This window comes from Bacillus sp. ME78, assembly GCF_903970865.1.
Classification (GTDB): Bacteria; Bacillota; Bacilli; order Bacillales; family Bacillaceae_G; genus Bacillus_A; species Bacillus_A cereus.
Genome location: NZ_CAJCKK010000001.1, coordinates 449256 through 473247, shown reverse-complemented (window position 1 = coordinate 473247; position 23992 = coordinate 449256). Strand labels below are relative to the sequence as shown.

Below are 23992 nucleotides of genomic sequence, written 5' to 3'. Positions count from 1 at the left end.
TTACACACATACGAAAAACCCTGTCTTATAAACAGGGTTTAGTAGCGAGAATGGCGACTTATATTTAATAATACACCTACTGCCATTAACATTAATGTCAAACTTGATCCACCATAACTTAAAAACGGCAAGGTAATACCCGTAACAGGCATCAGTCCTGTTACAACACCAACATTAATCATTACTTGAATCGCAATCATCGCCACAATACCTACTGCTAAAAACGTACCATATAAATCTGGCGCTCCTAATGCGATACGAATCCCGCGCCATAATAATAGACTAAATAATAATAACACAAATGAACCACCAATAAAACCTAATTCCTCGGATAAGATCGCAAATATAAAGTCAGTTTGTGGTTCAGGTAAATAAAGAAATTTTTGTCTACTTTGTCCAAGTCCAAGCCCAAATAATCCACCAGGTCCAATTGCGAGTAATGATTGGATAATTTGAAATCCACTTCCAAGCGGATCTGACCACGGATCTAAATATGATGTAATGCGTTTCATTCGATACGGTGCTGATGCAATTAATCCTACAAATCCCGCTACACCAATCAAACCAAACATTGCAAAGTGAAAGACCCTCGCTCCCGAAATAAATATCATAATGATACATGTCCCAACCATTACCGTTCCTGTCCCAAGGTCTGGCTGTAACATAATCATCCCAAAAGCAAGAAACACAAAACTAAGAGCCGGTAATAAACCACGTTTAAAAGATGTGATCAATTTTTGCCGTTCCGCTAAAAACTTTGCCAAGAAAATAATCATCGCAAACTTCATAAATTCTGATGGTTGAATCGAAAATGCTCCGATCCCAATCCAACTTCGTGCTCCTCCTCGAACAAGACCTACTCCAGGAATAAGAACGAGAATAAGAAGAATGAAGCAAACTAGCAAAATTACTTTTGAATACGTACGCCACACCCAATAATCAATTTTCATAATAAAAAACATAGCTACTACACCAAGACCCGCAAACAGTAATTGTCTTTTTGCAAAAAAGAATGAGTCCCCCATTTTATAAGAGGCCCAAACTGCACTCGCACTATAAACCATAATCATTCCGATTGTCAACAACGAAAGTGTTACGATGATGAGCATAAAATCAGGCGTTTTCTTCATTACCCACAAACACCACCTCTTTAGGCAGAACCTTTTGCCCTATGTAACAAAACATCAGTAGGTGTTAGCCTACTGATGTTTTGATTTACTTTATATAAGTTTATGCACAGCTTGTATAAAAATGTCTCCTCTTTCTTCAAATGTTTTAAATTGATCCCAGCTTGCACACGCTGGAGAAAGAAGAACAACATCACCTTCTTTAGAATGAGCATAAGCTTTCACCACTGCTTCATCTAAAGTATCGACACTTTCAATTATATCTAATCCCGCTTTTTCTGCCGCTCTTACTAGTTTGGGAGCTGTTTGTCCAAATGTTACAATCGCTTTTACATTTTTGAAATACGGAATTAAATCATCGAATTCATTTCCGCGGTCAAGCCCACCTGCTAGTAACACAATCGGTTGTGTAAACGCAGATAGTGCTTTCTCAGTCGCTAACATATTCGTTGCTTTTGAGTCATTATAAAACTTACGGTTGTTAATCGTTGTTACATATTCTAAACGATGTTTTACACCCGTAAAACGTTTTAACACGACCGTAATTGCTTCATTAGAAGTACCTAATAATTTCGCAATACTCATCGCAGCTAAAATATTTTCTAGATTATGTTGACCAGGTAAAACGATATCGCTTACTTCAACAACTTTTTCACCTTTGAAATAAAGAGCGTTATCTTTTATACACGCGCCATCTTCAATTTCTTTCGTTGTCGAAAACAAGATTTTTTGACCTTTAGTATCCGCAGATAAAGCCATCACATCTGCATCATCCGCGTTTATTACACTATAATCGTTTTCTGTTTGGTTTTTAAAAACATTTGCTTTTGCTAAACCATATTCCTTCTTCGTCCCATGATAATCTAAGTGGGCTTCAAATAAGTTTAAGAACGCTGCAATTTTAGGCTGGAACGATTCTACTCCCATCAATTGGAACGATGAAAGTTCTGTAACTACAACTTCATTTTCTTTTGCATCCTGTGCTACTTCACAAGCTACAGTTCCTATATTCCCTGCAATAACAGGATGCTTTTGTCCTTCTTTTAACATTTCAAATGTCAGCATTGTTGTCGTCGTTTTACCATTAGATCCTGTAATTCCAACAAATGGCGCTTTTGAAATACGATATGCTAATTCAACTTCCGTAACAATTGGAATTTGCTTTTCTTTCGCAGCAACTAATATTGGATTAGAATACGGGATTCCTGGATTTTTAACGACAAGAGAAATATTTCTCTCTAATAATTCTAAAGGATGGCCACCGCATACAACGTCCATTCCTTTTGCTTGTAATTCTGCAGCAAGTACATTGTCTGCTAAAGGCTTTCCGTCATTTACAATGACATTCGCCCCTAACTTTTGTAACAATGTAGCTGCTGCATAACCACTTTTTGCAATGCCTAATACAAGAATATTCTTATTTTGAAATTCAGTTACAGTTTTCAATTACATCCACACCCCGATATAAATTCCTAACACAGCTAATAAAAATCCTGCAGACCAAAACGTCACAACAACACGCCACTCTGACCAACCACATAATTCATAATGATGGTGTAATGGACTCATTTTAAAGACACGTTTTCCTGTTGTTTTAAATGAAATGACCTGAATAATAACCGATAAAGTTTCCATGACGAATACTCCGCCAATAATTACAAGTAGCAATTCTTGTTTTAATAAAATCGCTACAGCTGCAATGGCTCCACCTAAAGCTAATGAACCTGTATCTCCCATAAACACTTTTGCTGGATTCGCATTGAATACTAAGAATCCAAGTACAGCTCCTACCACTGCCATACAGAATATCGCTACTCCAAATTGCTCTTGTGCCACAGCAATAATACTAAATGCTCCAAATGCAATAGCAGCTGTTCCTGATAATAAACCATCTAAACCGTCAGTTAAGTTAACTGCATTTGATCCACCAATAAGCATAAATAGTACAAGTACAAAATACGCCCAACCTAATTCAAACTTAACATCCGTTCCCGGAATCATGATGTATGTGTGGAACGCTTGCCCTTTTCCAATTAAAAAGAATGCAATAGCAATAACAAGCTGCCCTACTAATTTTTGTTTTGATGTTAAACCAAGATTTCTCTTCTTAACTACCTTTATGTAGTCATCTAAAAATCCGATTAATCCGTAACCAAACGTCACTAATAGTAATAACGAAACCTCTGCACCTAAATAATTAAACTTAATCGCCATAATAAGTGAAGTTACCATCATAGATACGTATATGACGATACCACCCATTGTCGGTGTCCCTGATTTTTTTTGATGTGACTTTGGTCCCTCATCACGAATACTCTGTCCGAACTTTAATTTTCTTAAAAATGGAATAAACAATGGCGAAAGGGCAACAGAAATTAAGAATGCTACCCCAGCCGTTACTAATAAACCTTGCTCAAGCACATGTAGTCCTCCTCTCACGTTGTTACTCTTCGTTGTTTAAACGCCCTGTAATTGCTTCTTTCGCAACTTCTCGATCATCAAAATGATGAACTTCTTTACCAATAATTTGATACGTTTCATGACCCTTACCAGCAATAATAATGATATCATCTGCTTTTACTTTAGTGATTGCATGGTGTATCGCTTCTTTTCTATCAATAATCACTTCATAATTATTTCCACTTGCACCATGTACCATATCATCTAAAATAGCCGCTGGATCTTCACTTCTTGGATTATCTGATGTGTAAATTGCATGAGTTGCATATTTTGTTGCAACACTTGCCATTATCGGTCTCTTCGTTCGGTCCCTATCGCCACCACAACCAACGATACAATACACATCACCTTTTGCAAATTGTTTTGCAGTTTTTAATACATTTTCTAAACTATCCGGCGTATGTGCGTAATCAACAATAACTGTATAATTTTGTCCTCCATCAACAACTTCAAAACGCCCTGGAACCCCAGCTAGTTCCTTTATAACAGCAATGATTGTTTCTAATTTCACACCCGAAACAAGTCCTGCTGCTGTTGCTGCAAGTACGTTATATACATTAAATTTACCTATTAATTTCATCGTAACATTTACACTTTCATACGGTGTGACAAGGGTAAATGTAGTTCCGCCACTCGTCATAACGATATTTTTTGCCATAATGTCACTTGTTGTATCAATACCATATGTTACAACAGTTGCTGCAGTACTTCTCATATACTCTTCTGTTACATTATCATCGCTATTCAGCACAGCGTACTTTTCACGATTATGATTATAACTATTGCCAAGCTGTGCAAATAGTAACCCTTTTGCATGTTTATATTCTTCCATCGTTTTATGATAGTCTAAATGATCTTGTGTTAAGTTCGTAAACACCGCTACATCGTAATCACATCCGTGTACACGACCAAGATCTAACGCATGTGACGAAACTTCCATTACCGTGCTGTCCACACCTTGTTCAACCATTTTTGAAAACGTCTGTTGAAGTGTTAGTGCATCTGGTGTTGTATTTTTCACCTCAAATGTTTCATCACCGATTTTCATATTAATCGTTCCAATTAGCCCTGTTTTATGACCATGTGCTCGCATAATCTCATCCATAATATGCGATGTTGTTGTCTTTCCATTTGTACCTGTAATTCCGATTAAATGTAACTTGTGTGTCGGTTGACCATAAAAATAATCAGCTAAAACCGCTAACGAACGAAAAGTATTTTTCACAAGTACAACTGGAACGTCAACATCAATTGGTCTTTCCGCAACAATAGCAGCCGCTCCTTGTGCCGCTGCTTGCTTAGCAAAATCATGGCTATCAACCGTATATCCTTTCATACATACAAATAAGCTTCCTTCTTTCACTTTACGTGAATCAGCTTCTATAGATGTGATTTCTGGATTTTCTTTTGGAACAACTGGAAAATCATGCAAACATGATAAAAGTGTATGCAACTTCATTTCACTAAACCCTCTCTACATTGTTTATTTATCTTTTTTTCAGTAAGCAACACATTACCTCCTATATAAGGAGGTAAGTGCTACTGGCCTATTTATGACTGAGACACTTATTGTCTCAAGTTAAGTAACTGTTCTATAAAGAACTCACTTCCACCAATTGTACCATAAAACGTACTATGTTACCTTTAATTCCCGAAGTAAATTCTAATTTTTGAGCCTTCTTTTACTTTAGCTCCCGCTTCTGGTGATTGCTTAATTACTTTCTCTCCATCTCCACTTATATCAAGCTGCAAATCGACGAGTTGTGTTTGTAAATCTTTCTTTTTCATTCCAATTAAATTCGGAACTTCCACAGTTGGTGTATCGCCCCATTTATATTCTTTTTCAACTTGTTCTTTTCTCGGTTTCACTCCCATAACAGGAAGCGCATCTCGAAGGATATTCCCGACAATTGGAGCTGCTACCACTCCACCAAACTGTGTAACCCCTTTTGGATTATCAACAGCAACATACACAACAATCTCTGGATCATCCGCTGGAGCAAATCCGATAAAAGATACAATATAATTATTCTCTAAATATTTACCATCTTTCACCTTTTGAGCAGTACCCGTTTTTCCACCTACACGATATCCATCAATATAAGCACCTTTACCAGAACCTTTCGCTACAACATTCTCTAATGCATAACGAACTTTTTCTGAAGTTTCCTTGGAAATAACTTTTCTTTTCTCAACAGGTGTCTTTTTACTAACAACTTGATTATTTTTCGGATCAATAAACTCCTTAGCTATATACGGCTGATACAATGTTCCACCATTTACAGCCGCCGCTACAGCTGCTACTTGTTGAATTGGTGTAACAGAAACCCCTTGGCCGAATGAAGTTGTCGCTTGCTCTACTGGACCAACTTTATCTAAATTAAATAAAATCCCACTGCCTTCACCTTGCAAGTCAATCCCAGTCTTCTGCCCAAAACCAAAATTACGAATGTATTTAAATAATCGGTCTTTACCAAGGCGATCACCAAGTTCAATAAATCCCGGGTTACATGAGTTTTGAACGACTTCTAAAAACGTTTGACTGCCATGACCTCCTGCTTTCCAGCATTTCAATCTAGCTCCACCGACTTCAGCTGCTCCATCATCATAAAACGTATCCTTCTCTAAGTCTACTAAATTTTCATTCAATGCTGCAGCTAGTGTAATGATCTTAAATGTTGAACCAGGCTCATACGTACTCCACACAGGTAGATTTCTGTTATACACTTCTGGAGAGACACTTTGAAAATCCGCTGGATCAAAACTCGGCCGACTAGACATCCCTAAAATTTCACCATTTTTAGGGTTCATTGCAATTGCAATCATACCGTCTGGATTATAAGTTGACTCCGCAATATTCATTTCTCTTTCCATAATCCTTGTAATACGCGCATCGATTGTTAATCCTAAATTTAAACCGGCTTCTGGTTTTTTGAAATCATCACCAACATTAGGCATCCTTTGCCCTTTCGCATCTGCAAAAAAACGCACATGACCTTTGTCTCCATTTAGCTCTTTATCATAATATTTTTCTAGTCCCATAAGACCTTGGTTATCGCTACCTGCAAAACCTAATACATGTGATAAAAAGTTTCCAAATGGATAGTACCGGATAGAATCCTCTGCGATATACACGCCCTTCAAACTTAATCCTCGTACTTCTTTCGCTTTGTCATGTGATATTTTCCTTCCGCCTTTATCTAACCTTACAATCGATTCTTTTTTTGTAATTCTTTTATAAATCTCATCTTTTTCCACACCTAATACTGCAGCTAACTTCTCTGCAGTCTCTGCTGGTTTTTCAATTTGCCTTGGTACAACAAAGACAGTTGGAGCACTTTTATTCGTGGCAAGTTCCACACCATTTCGGTCTAAAATTTTCCCACGTTCGGGTTCAAAAGTAATATTACGACTCCATGAATCTTTCGCACGATCCGTTAACATATTCCCAAGAAAAAATTGCACATATCCAAGACGAATATCGATAATAGTGAAAATAAGTATACCTGATATAAGTATAAAAATAAGTCGTTTTCTAACTGTTACATTTGATACACGCATATCGGAACAAGCCTCCCTTACGCCTAGCTTGTTCCAATATATGCTTGTACTTATTTAATTAGAACTTCTTCTCTTTTACCATTACGGCTTTTCTGCTTCTTGTTGTGGTTCGAGTGGCGGTACGAGTGTGACACCTAATTCTGTACCAGGTTGTAATAATGTTCCTTCCGCCACACTTTGTTCTGTTACGTATCCTGTACCAGAAGGTTTCAAGTTAAGCTGTAATGTCTTCGCTAAATTCATAACATCACGCAGTGCCCATCCTTGTATATTTGGCATTGTAGGCTTATCTCCTACCAAGAAGACTCGGTCGCCTTTTAATGTTTGTTCAGTCGCTTTTGGTACTTGTTGCTGTACTTTCCCTTCACCTAGTACGATTGGACGAAGTTTTGCTTTATCAATCGCTTTCCCCGCTTCAGCCATCGTTTTACCAGTTACATCTGGAACAGTAGTTTGTTGTTCTTTCAGATGTTTTTTCGGATCTTTCACTTCATTTGGCTTAATCTTTAAATACTCTAAACTATTTTTTGTTACATATTTAAAAATATCAGCTAAAGGTTGTGCGCCGTTCTCATCATCTTTTAATTTCGGCTGTTTAACAGCTACATACACAACAAGTTGTGGATCGTCCATTGGTGCCATACCTAAGAATGAGAATATATAATTCTGTCTTCCTGTCATATAGCCGCCTTTTCCATCCGGAATTTGCGCTGTACCTGTTTTACCACCAACTGAATATCCATCAATTTTATAAGCTGTCCCTGTACCTTTCGGAGATGTAACAACACGTTCTAATAACTGTCTTACTTGCGCTGCTGTTTCCTTTGTAACAGGTTTTCCTACTTCTTCTGGCTTATGTTCTAATTTTACTTTGTCTGTTATCGGATCTACAATTTTATCAATTGCATAAGGTTTCATCATTTTCCCATCATTTGCAATGGCCGTTGCAGCTTGTACAAGCTGAATTGGTGTTACAGTGGAACCTTGTCCAAAAGCTGTTGTCACTTGTTGTATTTGCTGATCAAATAAAATTGTATTCGATCCTTCACCTGATAAATCAATGTTCGTTTTTTCATCTAATCCAAAACTATGAATATATTTTCGGAAACGTTCTGGACCAAGTTTTTGATCTCCTAAAATTGCAAACGCTACGTTTGAAGAACGCTCTACCCCTTCATCAAACGTGATAGAGCCCCAACCAGCACCACCGTTATGATCTTTTATTTTCCTATTTCCGACTTGATATGTCCCGGACTGATAATAATCTTGCCCTTTGTACACACCTTCATTAATAGCTGCCGCTAACGTGAAAATTTTCATTGTTGATCCCGGTTCAAATGCATTGGCAATTGCGTCATTGAAGAAATATTTAATTTGACGATCATTAGGGTCATAACTAGGTTTAGTAGACATCGCTAATATTTTTCCGGTTTTCGGATCTGCAACAATCCCTATTAAACTTTCTGGCTCATATTGCTTACTTGCTGCTTTCATCGCGTCTTCTAAATAACTTTGGACACGTTGATCAATTGTTAAATAAGCGTTATCTCCATTTTTAGGTGCCTTTACATTAACTTTTCCACCATCAAGGGATACACCTTTACGATCACCTGTATACGCTACTTCTCCATTAGAAGCACTTAAGTATTTATCCAAGCTTTTTTCTATGCCAAATTGACCTACCGAGGTTCCATTCTCATTTGGTTTTGCATGACCTATAACGTAAGATGCAAAATCACCGTTTGGATACACCCTTGCATTTTCTGTAATAAAAGATATTCCCGGCAATTTCAACGCTTCTATTTGTTCCTTCTTTTCTTTCGTCAAATCCTTGCCTAACGTTCCAAATTCGACTTGACTTCTACCTTCCTTATTTAAAGAAGCTAAAATATCCTCTTCGCCTTTTCCAAGTACTCCTGCAATTTTCTTTGCAGTATCTTCTTTATTCTCAACAGAGTTAGCACCTTTTAGCGCAGCTACTATTTTATAAGAGTTTGCGTCTTGTGCTAACACATGACCGTTTTGATCATAAATGGTTCCTCGGTTCGCTTCAAGAACTCCTTTTTTACTATGCTTTTGTTTAGCAAGTGCATCTAAATCCTGATTATGAACTGTTCCTGTTGATTGTATGTAAAAAAATCGGGCTAATAACAGCAAAAAGAGCAGGAGGAAAAATATCATAAAATAACCTGCTCCCTTATTGGTATGAAATTTAGTCATATTCTTCTTCATCGTTCCTTCACACCTATTGCCTTATTTGAGGCCTTTCACATTATTCGCATTAATTTCTAGCCCATGTTTTTTTGCAACTTCAGCGATTCGTTCATAGCGACTTAACTTCTCTACTTCAGCTTGTAATTCTTGATTTTCTTTTTGCTGCTGTACAATTTTTTCTTCTATCGTCGCTGCTTCTACATTAACTTGATAAAGGCCTGCTTTATTTCCAATAAACGCGACACAGGCATACAATAAAAAGCCAATAAACGCTACATACAACAGTTTTTCGATTCTTGTAATTTTCGCTTTAACCTTCGGCTTAGCCATCTGCTGTGGGGGCGTTTGAATTTGCACCTCTTCTTGCGCTTGTTGTTTGTACTTTACAGCTAAATTAGTCATACCTCTCTCTCCCTTTTATCGTTTTTCAGCGATTCTCAACTTCGCAGAACGCGCACGATTATTTTCTTCTAGCTCTATATCAGAAGGTAAAATCGGTTTTCTTGTAATAAGCTTTAATTTCGGCTTAAATTCATCAGGAATAATCGGTAATCCTGGTGGCAATTGTGGCGTTGTACTATTTCGCTTAAACGTTGTTTTACAAATACGATCTTCCAATGAATGGAATGTTATAACACTAACCCTTCCACCTGGCTTAACCATCTCAATAGCAGATTCCAATGCTTCTTCAAATACTTTTAATTCATCATTTACAGCTATACGAATTGCCTGAAACACCCGCTTAGCAGGATGCCCACCAGTTCTACGAGCAGGAGCCGGAATACCTTCTTTAATTAGCTCTACTAATTCTCCTGTCGTTTCAATAGCTTTATTCTCACGATAAGCTTCAATTTTTCTTGCAATTTGTTTTGAAAATTTCTCTTCACCGTATTGGAAGAAAATCCTTACAAGTTGTTCATATGACCAGCTATTTACAACATCATATGCTGTTAATGGGGCATCTTGATCCATCCGCATATCTAACGGTGCATCATGATGATAACTAAAGCCTCGCTCTGGTGTATCTAATTGTGGGGATGAAACACCTAAATCAAATAAAATACCGTCTACTTCTGTTATACCTATTTCTTGCAGTTTTTCAGCTAAATAACGGAAGTTACTCTTTACTGTTATAAACTGTTCACCGTATGAAGAGAACTTTTCTTTCGCGTTTTGAATCGCTATCTCATCTTGATCAAACGCTATTAATTTTCCACCTTCAGTTAATTGAGATAATAAATAAGAACTATGTCCTCCTCCCCCCAGTGTACAATCTACATATGTACCATCTGGCTTTATATCTAAGCCGTCTACTGTTTCCTTTAAAAGCACTGTTACGTGTTTAAACATTGTTGCACCTACTCTTTTTCCAATTAATTATGTTGAATGTATCCCTTCCTCTAAGCACATATTTCACGCTTAGAGAATGAAATAATACGAAAGAACGACTCATTTAACTTACCAACAAAGGCAACATACTATACAAATCGCTATTTTCTTTTATTATATACTAAATTTTATCATCTTTTGCGGGAATTTAAATAAAAAACTGTCGAAAAAGCGAATAATACGTTTACATTTTGTGCTATTTTGTCATATATTTAAGTATCCAACACAATTACCATATCCAACACTTTTTTGATTGATAATTCAGAAAAAAATCACTTCACAGTAAATTCAACGGAATAAAAATAAAATCCTGCTCCAAAGAGCAAGATTTTATAGTTTTATAACATGATGTTTTCCGTCCCAAGAAAAAGGGTTTTCCATTACACGATCAACGAAATCCAAACCAAACTGATTTAAATAATAACATACATTCCACACACGTTCTTGCGGCGCACCTAATGGACGAAGTGCGAATTGTATACGGCGGAATTTATTTAGCTGAACCTCATACTTTTTCTCAACATTTCTTTTCAACATTCTTTCCAGCAGTTCAATTTGTTCATTAATTTTCAATTCGTTTTTCCCTGCAAACGCACCTAATCCTGGCTCTATTTTCTTTACAAATTGCTGTAAAGATATATGAATATCGGCAATTTCTTTTTTCGCCTTTTCAAAATGATCATCAATCGGTTCCTCTACTCGATTAGACAACCAGTTTTCACGCAGTTTATCGACATCATTTAAAAACGGATCACTTTCTCTCAATTGCAGATCGAATAAATCTGTCGCTATATCTCTCTCCACATAAGTAATTGTAAGACGAGGAACGACAGGTGGCATTTGAAAACCGACAGTATGGAATACTTGTTGTAATTCACTCCAATAAGCTAATTCCCCTGGACCTCCAATAAATGCGAGCGTAGGAAATACATACTCTTGCATAAGAGGACGCGTTACAACATTATTACTAAAACGTGCCGGATTTCTCTCCATTTCTTCAATCAACTCTTCATATGAAAAGGAATGCGCCCCATCCTTTCCAACAAACTTACCTTGATGCTCTTCAAGCAATACTCGTTCATTATCTATTTCCATGAATATATGCACTGCATGAGACTTCGTTTCAATAATCGGTTTGTATCCTAGTTCTTTAATTACTTCCTGCTGATTACGAAGCCCCTCTTGCACCTCTTTATACTTACTTATAATTCGCTTAAAAAATGGAATTTCTAACTTTCTTAATTCAGGATGATGTGAATCAACAAGGATTAAACCAGAATTAGCAAAGATTTTCGTAATAAGATGAGCAAAGAAATCTACATACGTATTCGATTTTTTCAAAGCATCATCAACAAATTTTAATACATCCTTTGTAAAATTTGTTTCTGGGTATGTTTTAAAAATCTCTTCAATCCAACTTCTACAATCTTCAACAGAAAGTTCAGACTCAGAAGCACTCGCCTTTTTCGGATTACGATCATAAAAAATAGTTTTTTTCATCTTTTTATTTTTCGCTACAAAAGTATGGTTAATCTCATCCATATCATGATCTTCACCCGCAATCCAGAAGACAGGGACAACTTTAACCCCTAAACTTTCTTCCTTTTCCTTTGCAAGCTGTAAAATTGAAATAACTTTATGAATTGTATAAAGCGGTCCAGTTAATAACCCCGCTTGTTGTCCAGCTATAACAACATATGTATTTTCATCTCCAAGCGCTTTTACATTTTGAAGTGTAGATTCTCCCGCTTGTAATTTTGTATTATATTCTAATAAATGCGCTACTAAATCTTGGCGGAAAAACTCCCTTTCACGCAAATCATGTAAACGTTGTTTAAAAGCATCTTCTGTTAACATATAATCAAAACATGACTGTATCTCTTTTTTACCGTTCATATAGTCCGCTACAACACCTTGTTGCGGAACAGAGATTTCTTTTATCTCCATATAATTCTTCCTTTCGTATCCAGTTCTCTCACCAATCCACATTGTAGTCAATGTTTCACTTAAAAGCAAAGAATAACACTTATACTCTTGTTTCTAACCCCTTTATTGCATCGAACAAAAATTGAAGTGTCGGAACTGGTCGTTGCTGTTTCTTAGCCTCTTCTAATACATACCCAACAATCGCATTAATTTCCGTCTGTCTATTCGCTCTTACATCCGCTAACATAGAGGATGTATTACGAGACGTTCCTTCACACACATTTCGTACCATTTGCCATACCATTTCTTTTTCTCCTCTAATAAGAAATGCGACCTCCTGAAACACTTGCTCCATCATTTGATAAAAAAAACGATTCGTGATTAATTCACCATTCTTTACTCCCAATAACGCTGTCAACGGATTGATACATACATTTACTACTAATTTTTTGCGCATAATCTCTTCCCAATCTGTTTCTATTTGAACTGGAAAATAAGCAACAGGAAAAGAATGAAATATTTTTTTAAAATGTATAGATTGGCCACAAACCACTCCAAATCTCGTTACACCTACTCCAGTATGATGAACGATGTGCCCTCCCTCTTTTTTCGCACCATGTTCTACAATACCAACAGCTATATTTTCACTCCCTATTTGCAGCATCTTTGGGAGATGCGACATTCCGTTTTGCAAAAAGATTAATGATGATGCACCTTCCACAAACGGTAGTATGTCATCTATATGATATTGCTTCACAGCAATAAATATATAATCTAAATTTTGCGCTACCATACTTTCTATCGGTAAAACAGGCGGATATACTGTTTCCCATCTTCCATCTCTAATACAAGTTACACCTGTTTCATTTAATTCTTCAGCCTGCTTAGCTGTTCTTGTAAACAACGTAACATCTTGGTTACTTTTTTGTAAATAAAATGTATACAATAGACCAATAGCACCTGGTCCGACAATTCCAATTTTCATTTTCACACAAGGGATTCACATTAAGTGCCCTTGCCTCCCCCCTTTTTCATATCTTTTTAAAGTACATGAGCACGCCCTATAATTTCGTTGTCCTCTGCCAAACAAATACACTCTCATTTTTCACTATGTATATACTGCCTATTAATACACTTATACTCTTAGTTTAGCAAATCCTCAAAAAAATAATAAAAGAAATATACTATCTTCTTCATAAAAATAAAAAAATGAGTTATACTATTATTATAAATATTTTCACTTTTCTGCATTCAACGAGATAAGAAAAGGATGTGATGTAATGGGATTCCCAAAAGTTGAGCGCTTGCTCATCAATTATAAAACGTTAGATGAATTCAAAAAATTTAAAGGGTGCGGAGCCCAGGAACTATCTATGCTGGAAGAATTGCAAGCAAACATTATTGAAAACGACAGTGAATCTCCATTTTACGGTATTTATTATGGCGGATCACTAATCGCACGTATGAGTCTATATATGAAAAGAAACGGCGGAGAACCATTCGAAATTACAGGTCCTTACCTAGAACTTTATAAACTTGAAGTATTACCAACTTTTCAAAAACAAGGATTCGGACAAATGCTTGTAAATCATGCGAAACAACTGCAATTTCCTATTAAAACGATAGCGCGTATTCATTCAGCTGGTTTTTGGGATAAATTAAATTTCAGCCCCGTATCAGTAACTGATGGAGATTTTTATATTTGGCATCCAGAAACAAATTTGAATGCGGTTACAAATGAAGAATCGGCTTAAGAAATAAAAAAAACAGCTGTATAACAGCTGTTTTTTTATTTCTTAAGCTTCTCTAACTTCTCAGTCGAGCGAGCATTGTTTCTTTCCGCTACCATTACACTTCTTTTTTGATCGATATAATCAAGCAATGTTCTATACTCTTCCTCATATACTGATAATCGCTCCAGAAGACGCTCTCTTTCTGTTTGTAATGATTCAACTTGTTGTTGCAACACCGTTAAAGAGTTTTCATCTTTATAATTTTGCAAGAAATCAATAACATCATTCAACGTAATTGACGTAGGTTCTAACACTTTTGTCTCTTTCACTTCATAATTTTCTACTTTACGAAGTTGCTTCGCTTCCTCAATACGTTCTTTATATTGCTTTCTTACGTAAGAATTCCACCTAAATCCACATGCTGCTGGTGTACGAGATAAATTTTTCCCCACTTCCTTAAAGGCAGAAAGTTGTGTTCCACCTTCTCGAATATGCCGGAGTACTACTTCTGCCAGAAGCAAATCTTCATCATCAGTCCAAGCATCTTGTCTTGTTGTCGCCATTTCTCTAGTCCTCCCTATGCATTTTTTATTAAGCATATGCAGTTACTAGAAAAGATAGAATACAACAACTAAAGATTAAGACAAAAAAAATAAACGCAGAAGATATCTTCTGCGTTTATTTCCCTGCAATTACTTGCTGATTACTTCTTTACCTTTGTAAGTACCGCATGCTTTACATACACGGTGAGCTAATTTCGCTTCACCACAGCTTGGGCACTCTACCATACCAGGTACTGATAATTTGAAATGCGTACGACGCTTTCTTTTTACTGTTTTAGAAGTTCTTCTAAAAGGTACAGCCATTCTTCCCACCTCCTTAAAAGAAATAGTTATTTTCATATGAAGGCCTGAACCAGTCTTCCGATTATTTGTCAAAAAACTTTGCAAGTCCTGCCAATCTTGGATCAACAGTCTTTTCTTTGTCTTCTTCCGAAATCACTTGCCAGTCTTGACCTTGCGTCGGTGCTCCACCAGAAACATCATCACTGAAAATTTGCATTGGAATCTCCAAAAGTATATTTTCCTTGATTACGGGCAGTAAGTCAAGTACTTCTCCTTCTAAACAATGAATTTCAGCTTCAGTTTCAAATTCTTCTTGTGAAGTTTGGAACACCTCAGTTGTTTTAATGTCAAATGGTAATGTCACATCTACTAAAGAACGAGAACATGGTAAAACCATGCTTCCAGTTATGTGTAGATGAAACGTAAACTTACCGGAGCCAAAATCAACTCTTCCCGTTACATGAACAGGATTAATTTCACGAATATCTTTCTCGACCTCTTTTAGCTCACTTACATCTACCATCTCATCCAATGTCAATCCTTTATTTCTCAATTTATTCAATTGATGGATGGACCATTTCATATCATATCACCTCAAGGCAACAAACAAAATTATAGCTAGCCATTTTATATTTGTCAATGTTTTTTCTTTACACTATAATGAAGTCATCATAGTAAATAATATATAGAGTATCACGTTTTTCAAAAAGATGCTACATCGAAAGGAGAGATTACCATAAAAGCTGGTGGTATTGTTGTTGAATATAACCCTTTTCATAACGGTCATCTTTATCATGTGCAAGAGACAAAAAAGTTAACACAATCCGATATAATAATTGCCGTTATGAGTGGTCCTTTTTTACAGCGTGGTGAGCCCGCACTCATTTCCAAATGGTATCGCACTAAAATGGCCTTAGCAAACGGCGTAGACCTTGTTGTAGAGCTTCCATACGTCTTTGCAACACAAAAGGCTGAAACCTTCGCAAATGGTGCTATTTCCATTTTAAATGCCCTACGTGTTTCTGAAATTTGTTTCGGTAGTGAGGATGGACAAATCGAAAATTTTTATAATACCATCTCCGTACAAAAAAACGAAGAAGAGACTTTTAACTGCCTTGTAAAACAATTCATGGACGCTGGAAATAGTTATGCAAAAGCAACATCGGATGCTTTCTCACACATTTTAACATCCGAAAAAAACATAGATATGTCACAACCAAATAATATTTTAGGCTTCCAATATATTAAAGCAATTCTGTCACAAAATAGCTCTATACAAGCTCAAACTATAAAAAGATTCGCCTCTCATTATCATGATGAAACATTTAATGACCAACATATTGCAAGCGCGACAAGCATTCGGAAACAACTCTTTAGCGAAGAAGGATCATTTACAACAATTGAACCTTTTCTCCCACAGGCAACCACTTCGCTTTTAGCAAATTACAAACAAAACTACGGGATATTACATAATTGGGAACAATACTTTTCATTTTTTAAATATAAACTCATGACGATGTCTTCAGGAGACTTACGACATATATATGAAATAGAAGAAGGTTTAGAGCATCGTATTTTATCAAAAATACAAAACAGTTCCTCCTTCTATTCATTCATGGAAGCATTAAAAACAAAACGCTATACATGGACTAGACTACAAAGAGCTTGTACACACATTTTAACAAACACAACAAAAGAGGAAATACGTAGCGCAAATATAGAACAACATGCACCATATATCCGCCTGCTAGGCATGTCACAAAAAGGACAAACTTATCTTTCAAAAAACAAGAAAAAAATCGAACTTCCAATCCTTACTCATACAAAAACATTTGACCATGCTGCTTTAGATATAGAGAAAAAAGCAAACTCTGTATATTTCTCCATCATGCACGAACCGTTACGCACGCAACTATTAAAACAGGATATAACACACCATCCTATTCGCTATGATGAAACAACTACAAAATTCCTATAAAAAACCTCTCTATTTCAGAGAGGCTTTTTCCTTATCCATCTTTTCTAAATATGTTAACGCATCATCCAGCGTATCCACTGGTACAATTTTCATTTTTGTTTTAATGTCCTTTGCAGTCTCAAGTGCATCTTTATAGTTCGATTTCTCCGCTCCTTTTTCATTTGGCGCAAAGAACACCTCAGCCCCAGCATCGCTAGCAGCCACCACTTTTTGATTTATACCACCAATCGGGCCAACTTCTCCTTTTTCATTAATTGTACCTGTTCCAGCTATTTCATGTCCTTTTGTTAAGTCTTCTTCCACAAGTTGATTATATATTTCTAATGTGAACATTAAACCTGCGGATGGTCCACCAATTTCATGAGAATTAATTTTCACTTTCGGATCGACCACTAATTCTCTTTCCGTAACGATAGAAACACCTATACCGACACGTCCATTCCCATTAGGAATCGTCTTTACATTTAAATTTTCTTTCAATTGTTTTCCATTTCTCATGTACTCAATACTTACAGCATCGCTTTCTTTTTTCCCAGTCATATATTCAATAAATTGCTCCGTCTTTTCAAATGTTTTTCCATCAACAGCTATAATAACATCACCAAGCTTAAGCTTTCCTTCTGACGGCATTCCTTTTGCCACACCAGCAACTAATACACCTTTATTTTCAAAAGAAACGGAGCGATTTGCACGTTTATATGCATTATAAATTGCTGCATTTTGTGAATCTTTCATCGCATAATTTTGGCGAAATTGATATTCTTCATTACTCTCACCTTTTTGCAATATTTCTTCCGCTTTTGAAATATGTGTATATTTATTAAACTGTGCCGCTATTAAATTCACCACATTTGCGGGTCCCATTGAAACCGTAACAAGCATAAAATCACCAGATTCTTTCGTTCCACCCTCAACTTGAACGTAAGGCTCTAATTTGGCAGCCATTCCTGGTTTTGTTACATAATACGGTAAACGCACGTAAACAAGTAACATCGCCAATATAACCCCTATTAAGATTGCATATATAAACCGAAAACGCTTAAACATTATGTTTCTCCTTCCACTGCTCAATTAATAAATAAATATTTGAAACATGTTTTTCCGCTTCTACTTCTCCAACTCGAATAATGTCTTCAATGTTTGTAAAAGCACGTGAACTAAATTGCTCTACAGCTGGTCGCATCATTAAATCCGATGCAATTTGCCGATTCATTACAAGCTCATGCTGCATAATTTCTATACTTTGCATGATTACGTCATAAATGGACGTAACATCGCCATTCACCTTAATTGGAGACACATCCACAGCGATAACAATATCGGCCCCTAATTCTTTCACAACCGATACTGGGATACGATCAATAACCCCACCATCCACTAATAATCGTCCATCTATTTTTTCTGGTACAAACACTCCAGGAACAGATATGCTAGCCCTCACCGCATCTGCAACTGGTCCACTTGTAAAAACCACTTTTTCCCCCTTCAATATGTCAGTAGCCACAACAGCCGTCGGGATATCTAACTCTTCTAAATTTTTATTATATGTAAACATTTTAATCATATCTTTGACACGTTTTCCAGCAATAAATCCCATTTTCGGTACCGTGAAATCTAAATAATACTTCCGCTTGAAAACAGATGCCAATTTATACAATCTTTCAACGTTACTACTTGCCGCATAAAACGTACCTATTAGCGCCCCCATACTACTTCCTGCAATCATATGAATAGGGATACCAGCTTCCCTTAAAACCTTTATTACACCAATATGAGCAAACCCTTTCGCTCCTCCAGACCCAAGTGCTAAACCAATCTTTGGTTCTTTCATTTTTCTCACCCTTTAATTTTTTTCATTCCTTTTTCATACTTATGGTCTAAATTCACTACGTATCCACGTATACTGAAATGAACGTTTTTTGGGACAAAGGGGGATTTACTTACATGTATGAAAAATGGAAAACCGCTTTCCTTACCATATCAACGCTTTTTTTAACCTTTTCTCTTGTATTCCACCCCCAAGCCGCTTTACAAGCTTCTATTCGCGGGTTAAATATATGGTGGGAAGTTGTATTCCCTTCACTACTACCGTTTTTCATCATTGCGGAACTTCTAATTAGTATCGGTGTTGTAAAATTTATTGGCGTTATATTAGAACCACTCATGCGCCCACTTTTTCGCGTTCCAGGGATAGGTGGATTCGTTTGGGCAATGGGAATGGCTTCAGGTTTCCCTGCAGGCGCCAAACTAAGCGCTAGACTACGAAAAAGCAACCTTTTAACTCAGATTGAAGCGGAGCGCCTCGTTTCTTTCACAAATTCTTCTAATCCACTTTTTATTTTCGGTGCTGTGTCTATCGGTTTTTTTAATAATCCGAAATTAGGGATTATATTAGCGGCTGCCCATTATTTAAGTAACTTTGCTGTCGGATTAATTATGCGTTTTTACGGCCATAATACCGCTTACAAAAATAATACACACACTACAAAAAAACGCCGCTTTCAAAACCCTTTTTTAATTCTTCACGAGACACGCTTACAAGAAAAAAGACCAATCGGTAAATTACTTGGGGATGCTATCGTTTCTTCTATTCAAACATTACTTATGATTGGCGGATTTATTATTTTATTCTCTGTGTTAAATAAAATGATTACTGTATTCCACATTACAGCAGCTCTTTCTTTTATTATGCAACATATTTTATCATTCTTCCAACTAAGTACAGATTTTAGTATACCTATATTATCAGGTGTTTTCGAAATGACACTCGGAAGCCAAATGATTAGTCAAATAAATGAAACACCCCTCTTACAACAAGCTATGGTAACAAGCTTCATTTTAGCATTTAGCGGTCTTTCTATTCAGGCACAAGTTGCTAGCATATTAGCTGAAACAGACATCCGATTTAAACCCTATTTTTTCGCACGAATTATTCAAAGTATTCTTGCCCCTATTTTTACATTTATATTTTGGACACCATTTTATGAGAAAGTAAGTTCTTTCTCACCTATGCAAAAAGATATTCCTGTATTTTTATCCAAGCATCCTTCTATACTACATGAAATTTGGACATCTTTTATACATTACGGACCAATTTTCACATTATTTTGTCTATATTTATATGTTATTTTATTATTTTTTCGCACGTATAAAGAAAAACCCCGTTCACTTTAACGGGGTTTGAAACTTTTCTTTTAAAGCACGCTCTACAATAGGAGGCACAAGATCTACTACACTTCCTCCATACCTCGCAACTTCTTTCACAATACTCGAGCTTAAAAATGAATATTGGTTGTTTGTCATAATAAAAAATGTTTCAATATTTTCATCTAATTTTCGATTCATAGAAGTAATTTGCATCTCATATTCAAAATCAGAAACTGCTCGTAAACCACGTAATATTGCATTTGCATTACGCATTTTTGCATACTCTACTAACAGCCCACTATGCGAATCTACTTTTACATTCGGGATATCCTTTGTCGCTTCTCGAATTAGTTCTAATCGCTCTTCAACTGAAAAGAATGGTTTTTTAGATGAATTGTTTAAAACGACTACGTACACCTCATCAAATACTTTTGCTCCCCTTTTAATAATATCCAGATGCCCAAGGGTAATTGGATCAAAACTTCCTGAAGAAATAGCTATACTTGTCATTCTGTCCCCTCACCTTCATACTTATAAATCGATATTGCAGTAATCCCATAATTCTCAGCTCGTACTTTTACAAGCTTTCCTATTGAATCAGGTAAAACCACATCATTACCATGCTCTGCCATAATTAATCCATCACTATGTAGCAATCCATGTTGATCCATTACACTAATTAAAGATACAATTTTTTGCTCTTTATATGGTGGGTCTATTAATATAAGATCGAATGACATTTCACGTTTTATAAGCGCCTTTACTGCACGTTCCGCATCATTTCGATATACTTCAGCTTGTTCCTGTATTCTACAACTTTCTAAATTTTGATGAATTACTTTTATCGCTTTACTATCCCTATCAACAAAAATCGCTTTATCGATCCCTCTGCTCAAAGCCTCAATTCCAAGGCCACCACTACCACCAAATAAATCAAGGGCGATACCACCATCAAAATAAGGACCTATCATATTAAAAATAGATTCTTTTACTTTATCTGTCGTTGGACGTGTTGTATTACCAGGAACCGCTTTAAGTGGGTGTCCTTTACATTTTCCTGAAACTACTCTCATCTGTTGTCACTACCTTTATTTCAATCTATCGAGCGATTATAGAAAGCCATTCCCACTTCGGTAACCGTTAACAAATTACATTCACCAAAATATTAGAAAACTCAGCATCAAATAACCACTCATTATTTTTATGTATTCATCTCATCATTCACTAATATGAATCCAATATGTATATTAGTTCCACTTTATCTTTTTTATCCTATCACAAAATAAAAAAAAGAAAAATAAAAAGCCTGACATAAAATTTAATTTCATTATGTATATCTTCATTTAGATTGGACATAAATAATTATAACAACATCACCTTCGATGTTGTTGCCAACCGCGGAGAAGACTTACGTTTCCCCATAAGTTCTTCCTCCGGTTTCTCCTCTCCCTTTGCCTTCTTACTAGTACATGCTAGTATAAGAAGGGCCCTGCTATGCAGGGTTTTTTTTCTTTGTGTGCTTTTCATTTAAAAAGTGAAATGGTACAGTAAAAGAAAGAGGAGGAAAAAATATGATTCAACGCTTTATAGAACTCGGAGAAGGCTACTCTGATTTATATGAATTACTTGAAATTGCCAAAACAAATCAAGAACGTATAGCACATATGTTACAATTTGAAACGATAAAAAACGATAAAAAAGTGTGTTCGCTTGTTGTAATATTAAAACCAACTACTACTGGTGATTTCCAACCATTATACATATGTCGTGAAGGCATTCCTGTATTTGAAAATAAAAAAAGTAAACGTGTCATTTTATTTGAAGAAACGGCAGAGCAACTCGGAAAAAAAGTGGCTACTTTTACTGTAAAGCCATCTACAACTTTCCCAGAAAAAGAACTATTTTTTAATCATTTAATTGGTATTTTACGAATGAACAATTTCATTCCTCCGATGAAATAACACTTTATTTCAATTAAAAAATCCCCCGCTAAATTTAGCAGGGGATTTTTTCTATTAGCTATAATCGTATTCTTTTGCTCGATCAGGACGGGAATTTTCAAATTCCGTTTTTAAATACGGGCGATACGACTGTTCTATCTTTTTCACAAAAGGAAGTTTGTTCAATTTATGCATCATATGCTCAATTTGTTCCATGTCACAATATACTACAGCATATTTTAATCGTTTTGATATGTAATGTATGTTACCATATTTCCTTAAAATCTTGGCATGTTTCAATGAATGTAAATAAACAATCATACTTTGTCGTTGCCCGAACATAATCTTCTCCATCTTCTCCTTTTAAAAACATATATTTTATATTCTATGAAAACCAATCAGAAATTTATAACATTACAGGACAAACTCTGTATACGTTTCCTTCCAACTTCTAAAAAACGGGGTACATCACCCCGTTTTTTTACAACCACAACCTCCGCCAGTACCACAACCTCCACCACAGCCACCAGCATCAAAGAATGGATTCCCTGTTGGCACTTTAATGGAAGAAGACACTTCCGAACCGATTGCTACACTAACTTCATCTAATAACTTCTGCAAAGCAGTTTCTGCTCTTTTAAAAGCTGCAACCTTATCATGTAAGTCCACAGAACGCTTTAATTCTCTCATTTTCATCGATACGGTAGTGTAGTCAGGATGGTATTTTCCAAAACGCTGTACTTCCTCATACCGTTCTTTCATCGCTGTAAATTGCTGAATTAACGTCTGAAGTTCCATATCTTCATGTAATTCTCTATAATACTTACGATAATCTTCTGCTATATCTGAACAGATAATCGCTTTTGCAAGCTGCTCTGCCTTATCTAATATTAATACGCTTTCTAGCGTCGCTACAATCATGAGAGACACCTCCGAGTATCCATCATACCACATTTAGATTAGAACTACTAATTGAAGTGACTTACTCAAAAGAAAGATATAATGAAACTATTTTCACACTATATCCGTACACACTTATACATTAATATGTTCCGCTATATTATATTTAAGAACATCCCATTTCCCACTATTTTGTTTCACATAACTAATACACGCATTTTTTAATGGTGTCTTAAATGTAATTTCATCTGGTTTAATGGCATGTAAAATTGCTTTTATCGCGTGTGAGTGAGCAACAATAATAATACGTTTGCCAAAATGAGTTGTTGCAACATCTTCTAAAGCAGCAAAGCAACGAGCTACAATCTCTTCATCTTGCTCCATACCTTCTACTTTACCCTCAGCAATCAACTCTCTAACAGTCGCAACTGGCTTCCCTGAAGCTTCTCCAAAATTCCGTTCAACAAATCGATCATCTAATAAAATCGATTGTAATCCAGCCGCCTTTGCGATTTCATTAGCCGTTTCTTGCGCTCTAATTAACGGGCTACTTATAATGATATCCCACGTTTCTTCTTGTAAAGCAGCTGCACTTTGACTCGCTTGCTTCTTACCAACTTCATTAAGCGGAATATCTTCTCGCCCCTGAATAATTTCTTGAAAATTCCAATCAGTTTGTCCATGTCGTACTAAACAAATTTCCGTCATGCTGCAACTCCTTTTTAAATAATCAATCTCTATTGTAACAAAAGTTCTGCATGACGGACATATT

24 protein-coding genes are annotated in these 23992 nt (G+C 36.1%); 4 read left to right on the top strand and 20 right to left on the bottom strand.

What is annotated here, in order from left to right:
* Positions 1-38 precede the first annotated feature (38 nt).
* The 10 genes from spoVE to panE all read right to left on the bottom strand — a co-directional run bounded on the left by spoVE (position 39) and on the right by panE (position 13662).
* Positions 39-1130, bottom strand: coding sequence for a stage V sporulation protein E (spoVE, locus tag H6481_RS02630; protein WP_000753524.1), 1092 nt, complete (start codon positions 1128-1130; stop codon positions 39-41).
* Positions 1131-1220: 90 nt separating this feature from the next.
* On the bottom strand, positions 1221-2573 hold the full coding sequence (gene murD / locus H6481_RS02625) for a UDP-N-acetylmuramoyl-L-alanine--D-glutamate ligase (RefSeq protein ID WP_000860103.1): 1353 nt from the start codon (positions 2571-2573) through the stop codon (positions 1221-1223).
* The gene (gene mraY, locus H6481_RS02620) at positions 2574-3548 is read right to left on the bottom strand and encodes a phospho-N-acetylmuramoyl-pentapeptide-transferase (protein ID WP_000893060.1); all 975 of its coding nucleotides are present in this window, start codon (positions 3546-3548) and stop codon (positions 2574-2576) included. It lies immediately after the preceding gene.
* Positions 3549-3570: 22 nt separating this feature from the next.
* Positions 3571-5046 carry a UDP-N-acetylmuramoyl-L-alanyl-D-glutamate--2,6-diaminopimelate ligase gene (gene murE / locus H6481_RS02615; RefSeq protein ID WP_000766289.1) on the bottom strand — a complete coding sequence of 492 codons (1476 nt, stop codon included), beginning with the start codon at positions 5044-5046 and terminating at the stop codon, positions 3571-3573.
* A gap of 185 nt (positions 5047-5231) precedes the next feature.
* Positions 5232-7148: a stage V sporulation protein D gene (locus H6481_RS02610; protein ID WP_001266235.1), complete on the bottom strand. Its 1917-nt coding sequence runs from the start codon at positions 7146-7148 to the stop codon at positions 5232-5234.
* Between the two features lie 81 nt (positions 7149-7229).
* Positions 7230-9329 carry a penicillin-binding protein gene (locus H6481_RS02605; protein ID WP_002094122.1) on the bottom strand — a complete coding sequence of 700 codons (2100 nt, stop codon included), beginning with the start codon at positions 9327-9329 and terminating at the stop codon, positions 7230-7232.
* Between the two features lie 72 nt (positions 9330-9401).
* Positions 9402-9764 (bottom strand): cell division protein FtsL, encoded by a 363-nt coding sequence (gene ftsL, locus H6481_RS02600; RefSeq protein ID WP_000182804.1) that lies wholly within the window; start codon positions 9762-9764, stop codon positions 9402-9404.
* A 15-nt stretch (positions 9765-9779) separates the two neighbouring features.
* Entirely contained in the window at positions 9780-10712 is a 933-nt protein-coding gene (gene rsmH / locus H6481_RS02595; RefSeq protein ID WP_000472508.1) for a 16S rRNA (cytosine(1402)-N(4))-methyltransferase RsmH, read from the bottom strand.
* Positions 10713-11081: 369 nt separating this feature from the next.
* A complete protein-coding gene (gene bshC, locus H6481_RS02590; RefSeq protein ID WP_000403042.1) occupies positions 11082-12698 on the bottom strand; it encodes a bacillithiol biosynthesis cysteine-adding enzyme BshC in 1617 nt (538 codons plus the stop codon).
* A 79-nt stretch (positions 12699-12777) separates the two neighbouring features.
* Positions 12778-13662 (bottom strand): 2-dehydropantoate 2-reductase, encoded by an 885-nt coding sequence (gene panE / locus H6481_RS02585; RefSeq protein ID WP_014482115.1) that lies wholly within the window; start codon positions 13660-13662, stop codon positions 12778-12780.
* Positions 13663-13957: 295 nt separating this feature from the next.
* Here panE and H6481_RS02580 point away from each other — a divergent pair, with 295 nt between their 5' ends.
* Entirely contained in the window at positions 13958-14431 is a 474-nt protein-coding gene (locus tag H6481_RS02580; protein ID WP_000506690.1) for an N-acetyltransferase, read from the top strand.
* Between the two features lie 35 nt (positions 14432-14466).
* Here H6481_RS02580 and H6481_RS02575 read toward each other — a convergent pair whose 3' ends face one another.
* From H6481_RS02575 to H6481_RS02565, 3 genes are all read right to left on the bottom strand, one after another.
* Entirely contained in the window at positions 14467-14973 is a 507-nt protein-coding gene (locus H6481_RS02575; RefSeq protein WP_000246469.1) for an RsfA family transcriptional regulator, read from the bottom strand.
* Between the two features lie 129 nt (positions 14974-15102).
* Entirely contained in the window at positions 15103-15276 is a 174-nt protein-coding gene (gene rpmF, locus H6481_RS02570; protein WP_001984764.1) for a 50S ribosomal protein L32, read from the bottom strand.
* A 61-nt stretch (positions 15277-15337) separates the two neighbouring features.
* On the bottom strand, positions 15338-15838 hold the full coding sequence (locus tag H6481_RS02565; RefSeq protein WP_000872146.1) for a DUF177 domain-containing protein: 501 nt from the start codon (positions 15836-15838) through the stop codon (positions 15338-15340).
* A 213-nt stretch (positions 15839-16051) separates the two neighbouring features.
* On the opposite strand from H6481_RS02565, the gene H6481_RS02560 reads away from it, so the two are divergent.
* Complete coding sequence (locus H6481_RS02560; protein ID WP_063548507.1) at positions 16052-17233, top strand: nucleotidyltransferase; 1182 nt, start codon at positions 16052-16054, stop codon at positions 17231-17233.
* Positions 17234-17242: 9 nt separating this feature from the next.
* On the opposite strand, the gene H6481_RS02555 is transcribed toward H6481_RS02560, so the two are convergent.
* Positions 17243-18280: a SepM family pheromone-processing serine protease gene (locus H6481_RS02555; RefSeq protein ID WP_000476314.1), complete on the bottom strand. Its 1038-nt coding sequence runs from the start codon at positions 18278-18280 to the stop codon at positions 17243-17245.
* Complete coding sequence (locus tag H6481_RS02550) at positions 18273-19064, bottom strand: patatin-like phospholipase family protein (RefSeq protein WP_000662590.1); 792 nt, start codon at positions 19062-19064, stop codon at positions 18273-18275. The genes H6481_RS02555 and H6481_RS02550 overlap by 8 nt, the downstream gene beginning before the upstream one ends.
* A gap of 113 nt (positions 19065-19177) precedes the next feature.
* Here H6481_RS02550 and ylbJ point away from each other — a divergent pair, with 113 nt between their 5' ends.
* A complete protein-coding gene (ylbJ, locus tag H6481_RS02545; protein ID WP_000273075.1) occupies positions 19178-20407 on the top strand; it encodes a sporulation integral membrane protein YlbJ in 1230 nt (409 codons plus the stop codon).
* Here ylbJ and coaD read toward each other — a convergent pair.
* Complete coding sequence (gene coaD, locus H6481_RS02540) at positions 20399-20890, bottom strand: pantetheine-phosphate adenylyltransferase (RefSeq protein WP_000200601.1); 492 nt, start codon at positions 20888-20890, stop codon at positions 20399-20401. The two genes, ylbJ and coaD, sit on opposite strands and share 9 nt — an antisense overlap.
* Positions 20887-21453 carry a 16S rRNA (guanine(966)-N(2))-methyltransferase RsmD gene (gene rsmD, locus H6481_RS02535; protein WP_001266976.1) on the bottom strand — a complete coding sequence of 189 codons (567 nt, stop codon included), beginning with the start codon at positions 21451-21453 and terminating at the stop codon, positions 20887-20889. The genes coaD and rsmD overlap by 4 nt, the downstream gene beginning before the upstream one ends.
* A gap of 498 nt (positions 21454-21951) precedes the next feature.
* Between rsmD and H6481_RS02530 the strand changes: the two genes are divergently transcribed.
* A complete protein-coding gene (locus H6481_RS02530) occupies positions 21952-22341 on the top strand; it encodes a hypothetical protein (protein WP_000616017.1) in 390 nt (129 codons plus the stop codon).
* Between the two features lie 54 nt (positions 22342-22395).
* On the opposite strand, the gene H6481_RS02525 is transcribed toward H6481_RS02530, so the two are convergent.
* From H6481_RS02525 to H6481_RS02515, 3 genes are all read right to left on the bottom strand, one after another.
* Positions 22396-22662 carry a YlbG family protein gene (locus tag H6481_RS02525; RefSeq protein ID WP_002082261.1) on the bottom strand — a complete coding sequence of 89 codons (267 nt, stop codon included), beginning with the start codon at positions 22660-22662 and terminating at the stop codon, positions 22396-22398.
* 126 nt (positions 22663-22788) lie between these two features.
* Entirely contained in the window at positions 22789-23241 is a 453-nt protein-coding gene (locus H6481_RS02520; RefSeq protein WP_000634366.1) for a YlbF family regulator, read from the bottom strand.
* 114 nt (positions 23242-23355) lie between these two features.
* The gene (locus tag H6481_RS02515) at positions 23356-23928 is read right to left on the bottom strand and encodes a histidine phosphatase family protein (protein ID WP_098256509.1); all 573 of its coding nucleotides are present in this window, start codon (positions 23926-23928) and stop codon (positions 23356-23358) included.
* Positions 23929-23992 lie beyond the last annotated feature (64 nt).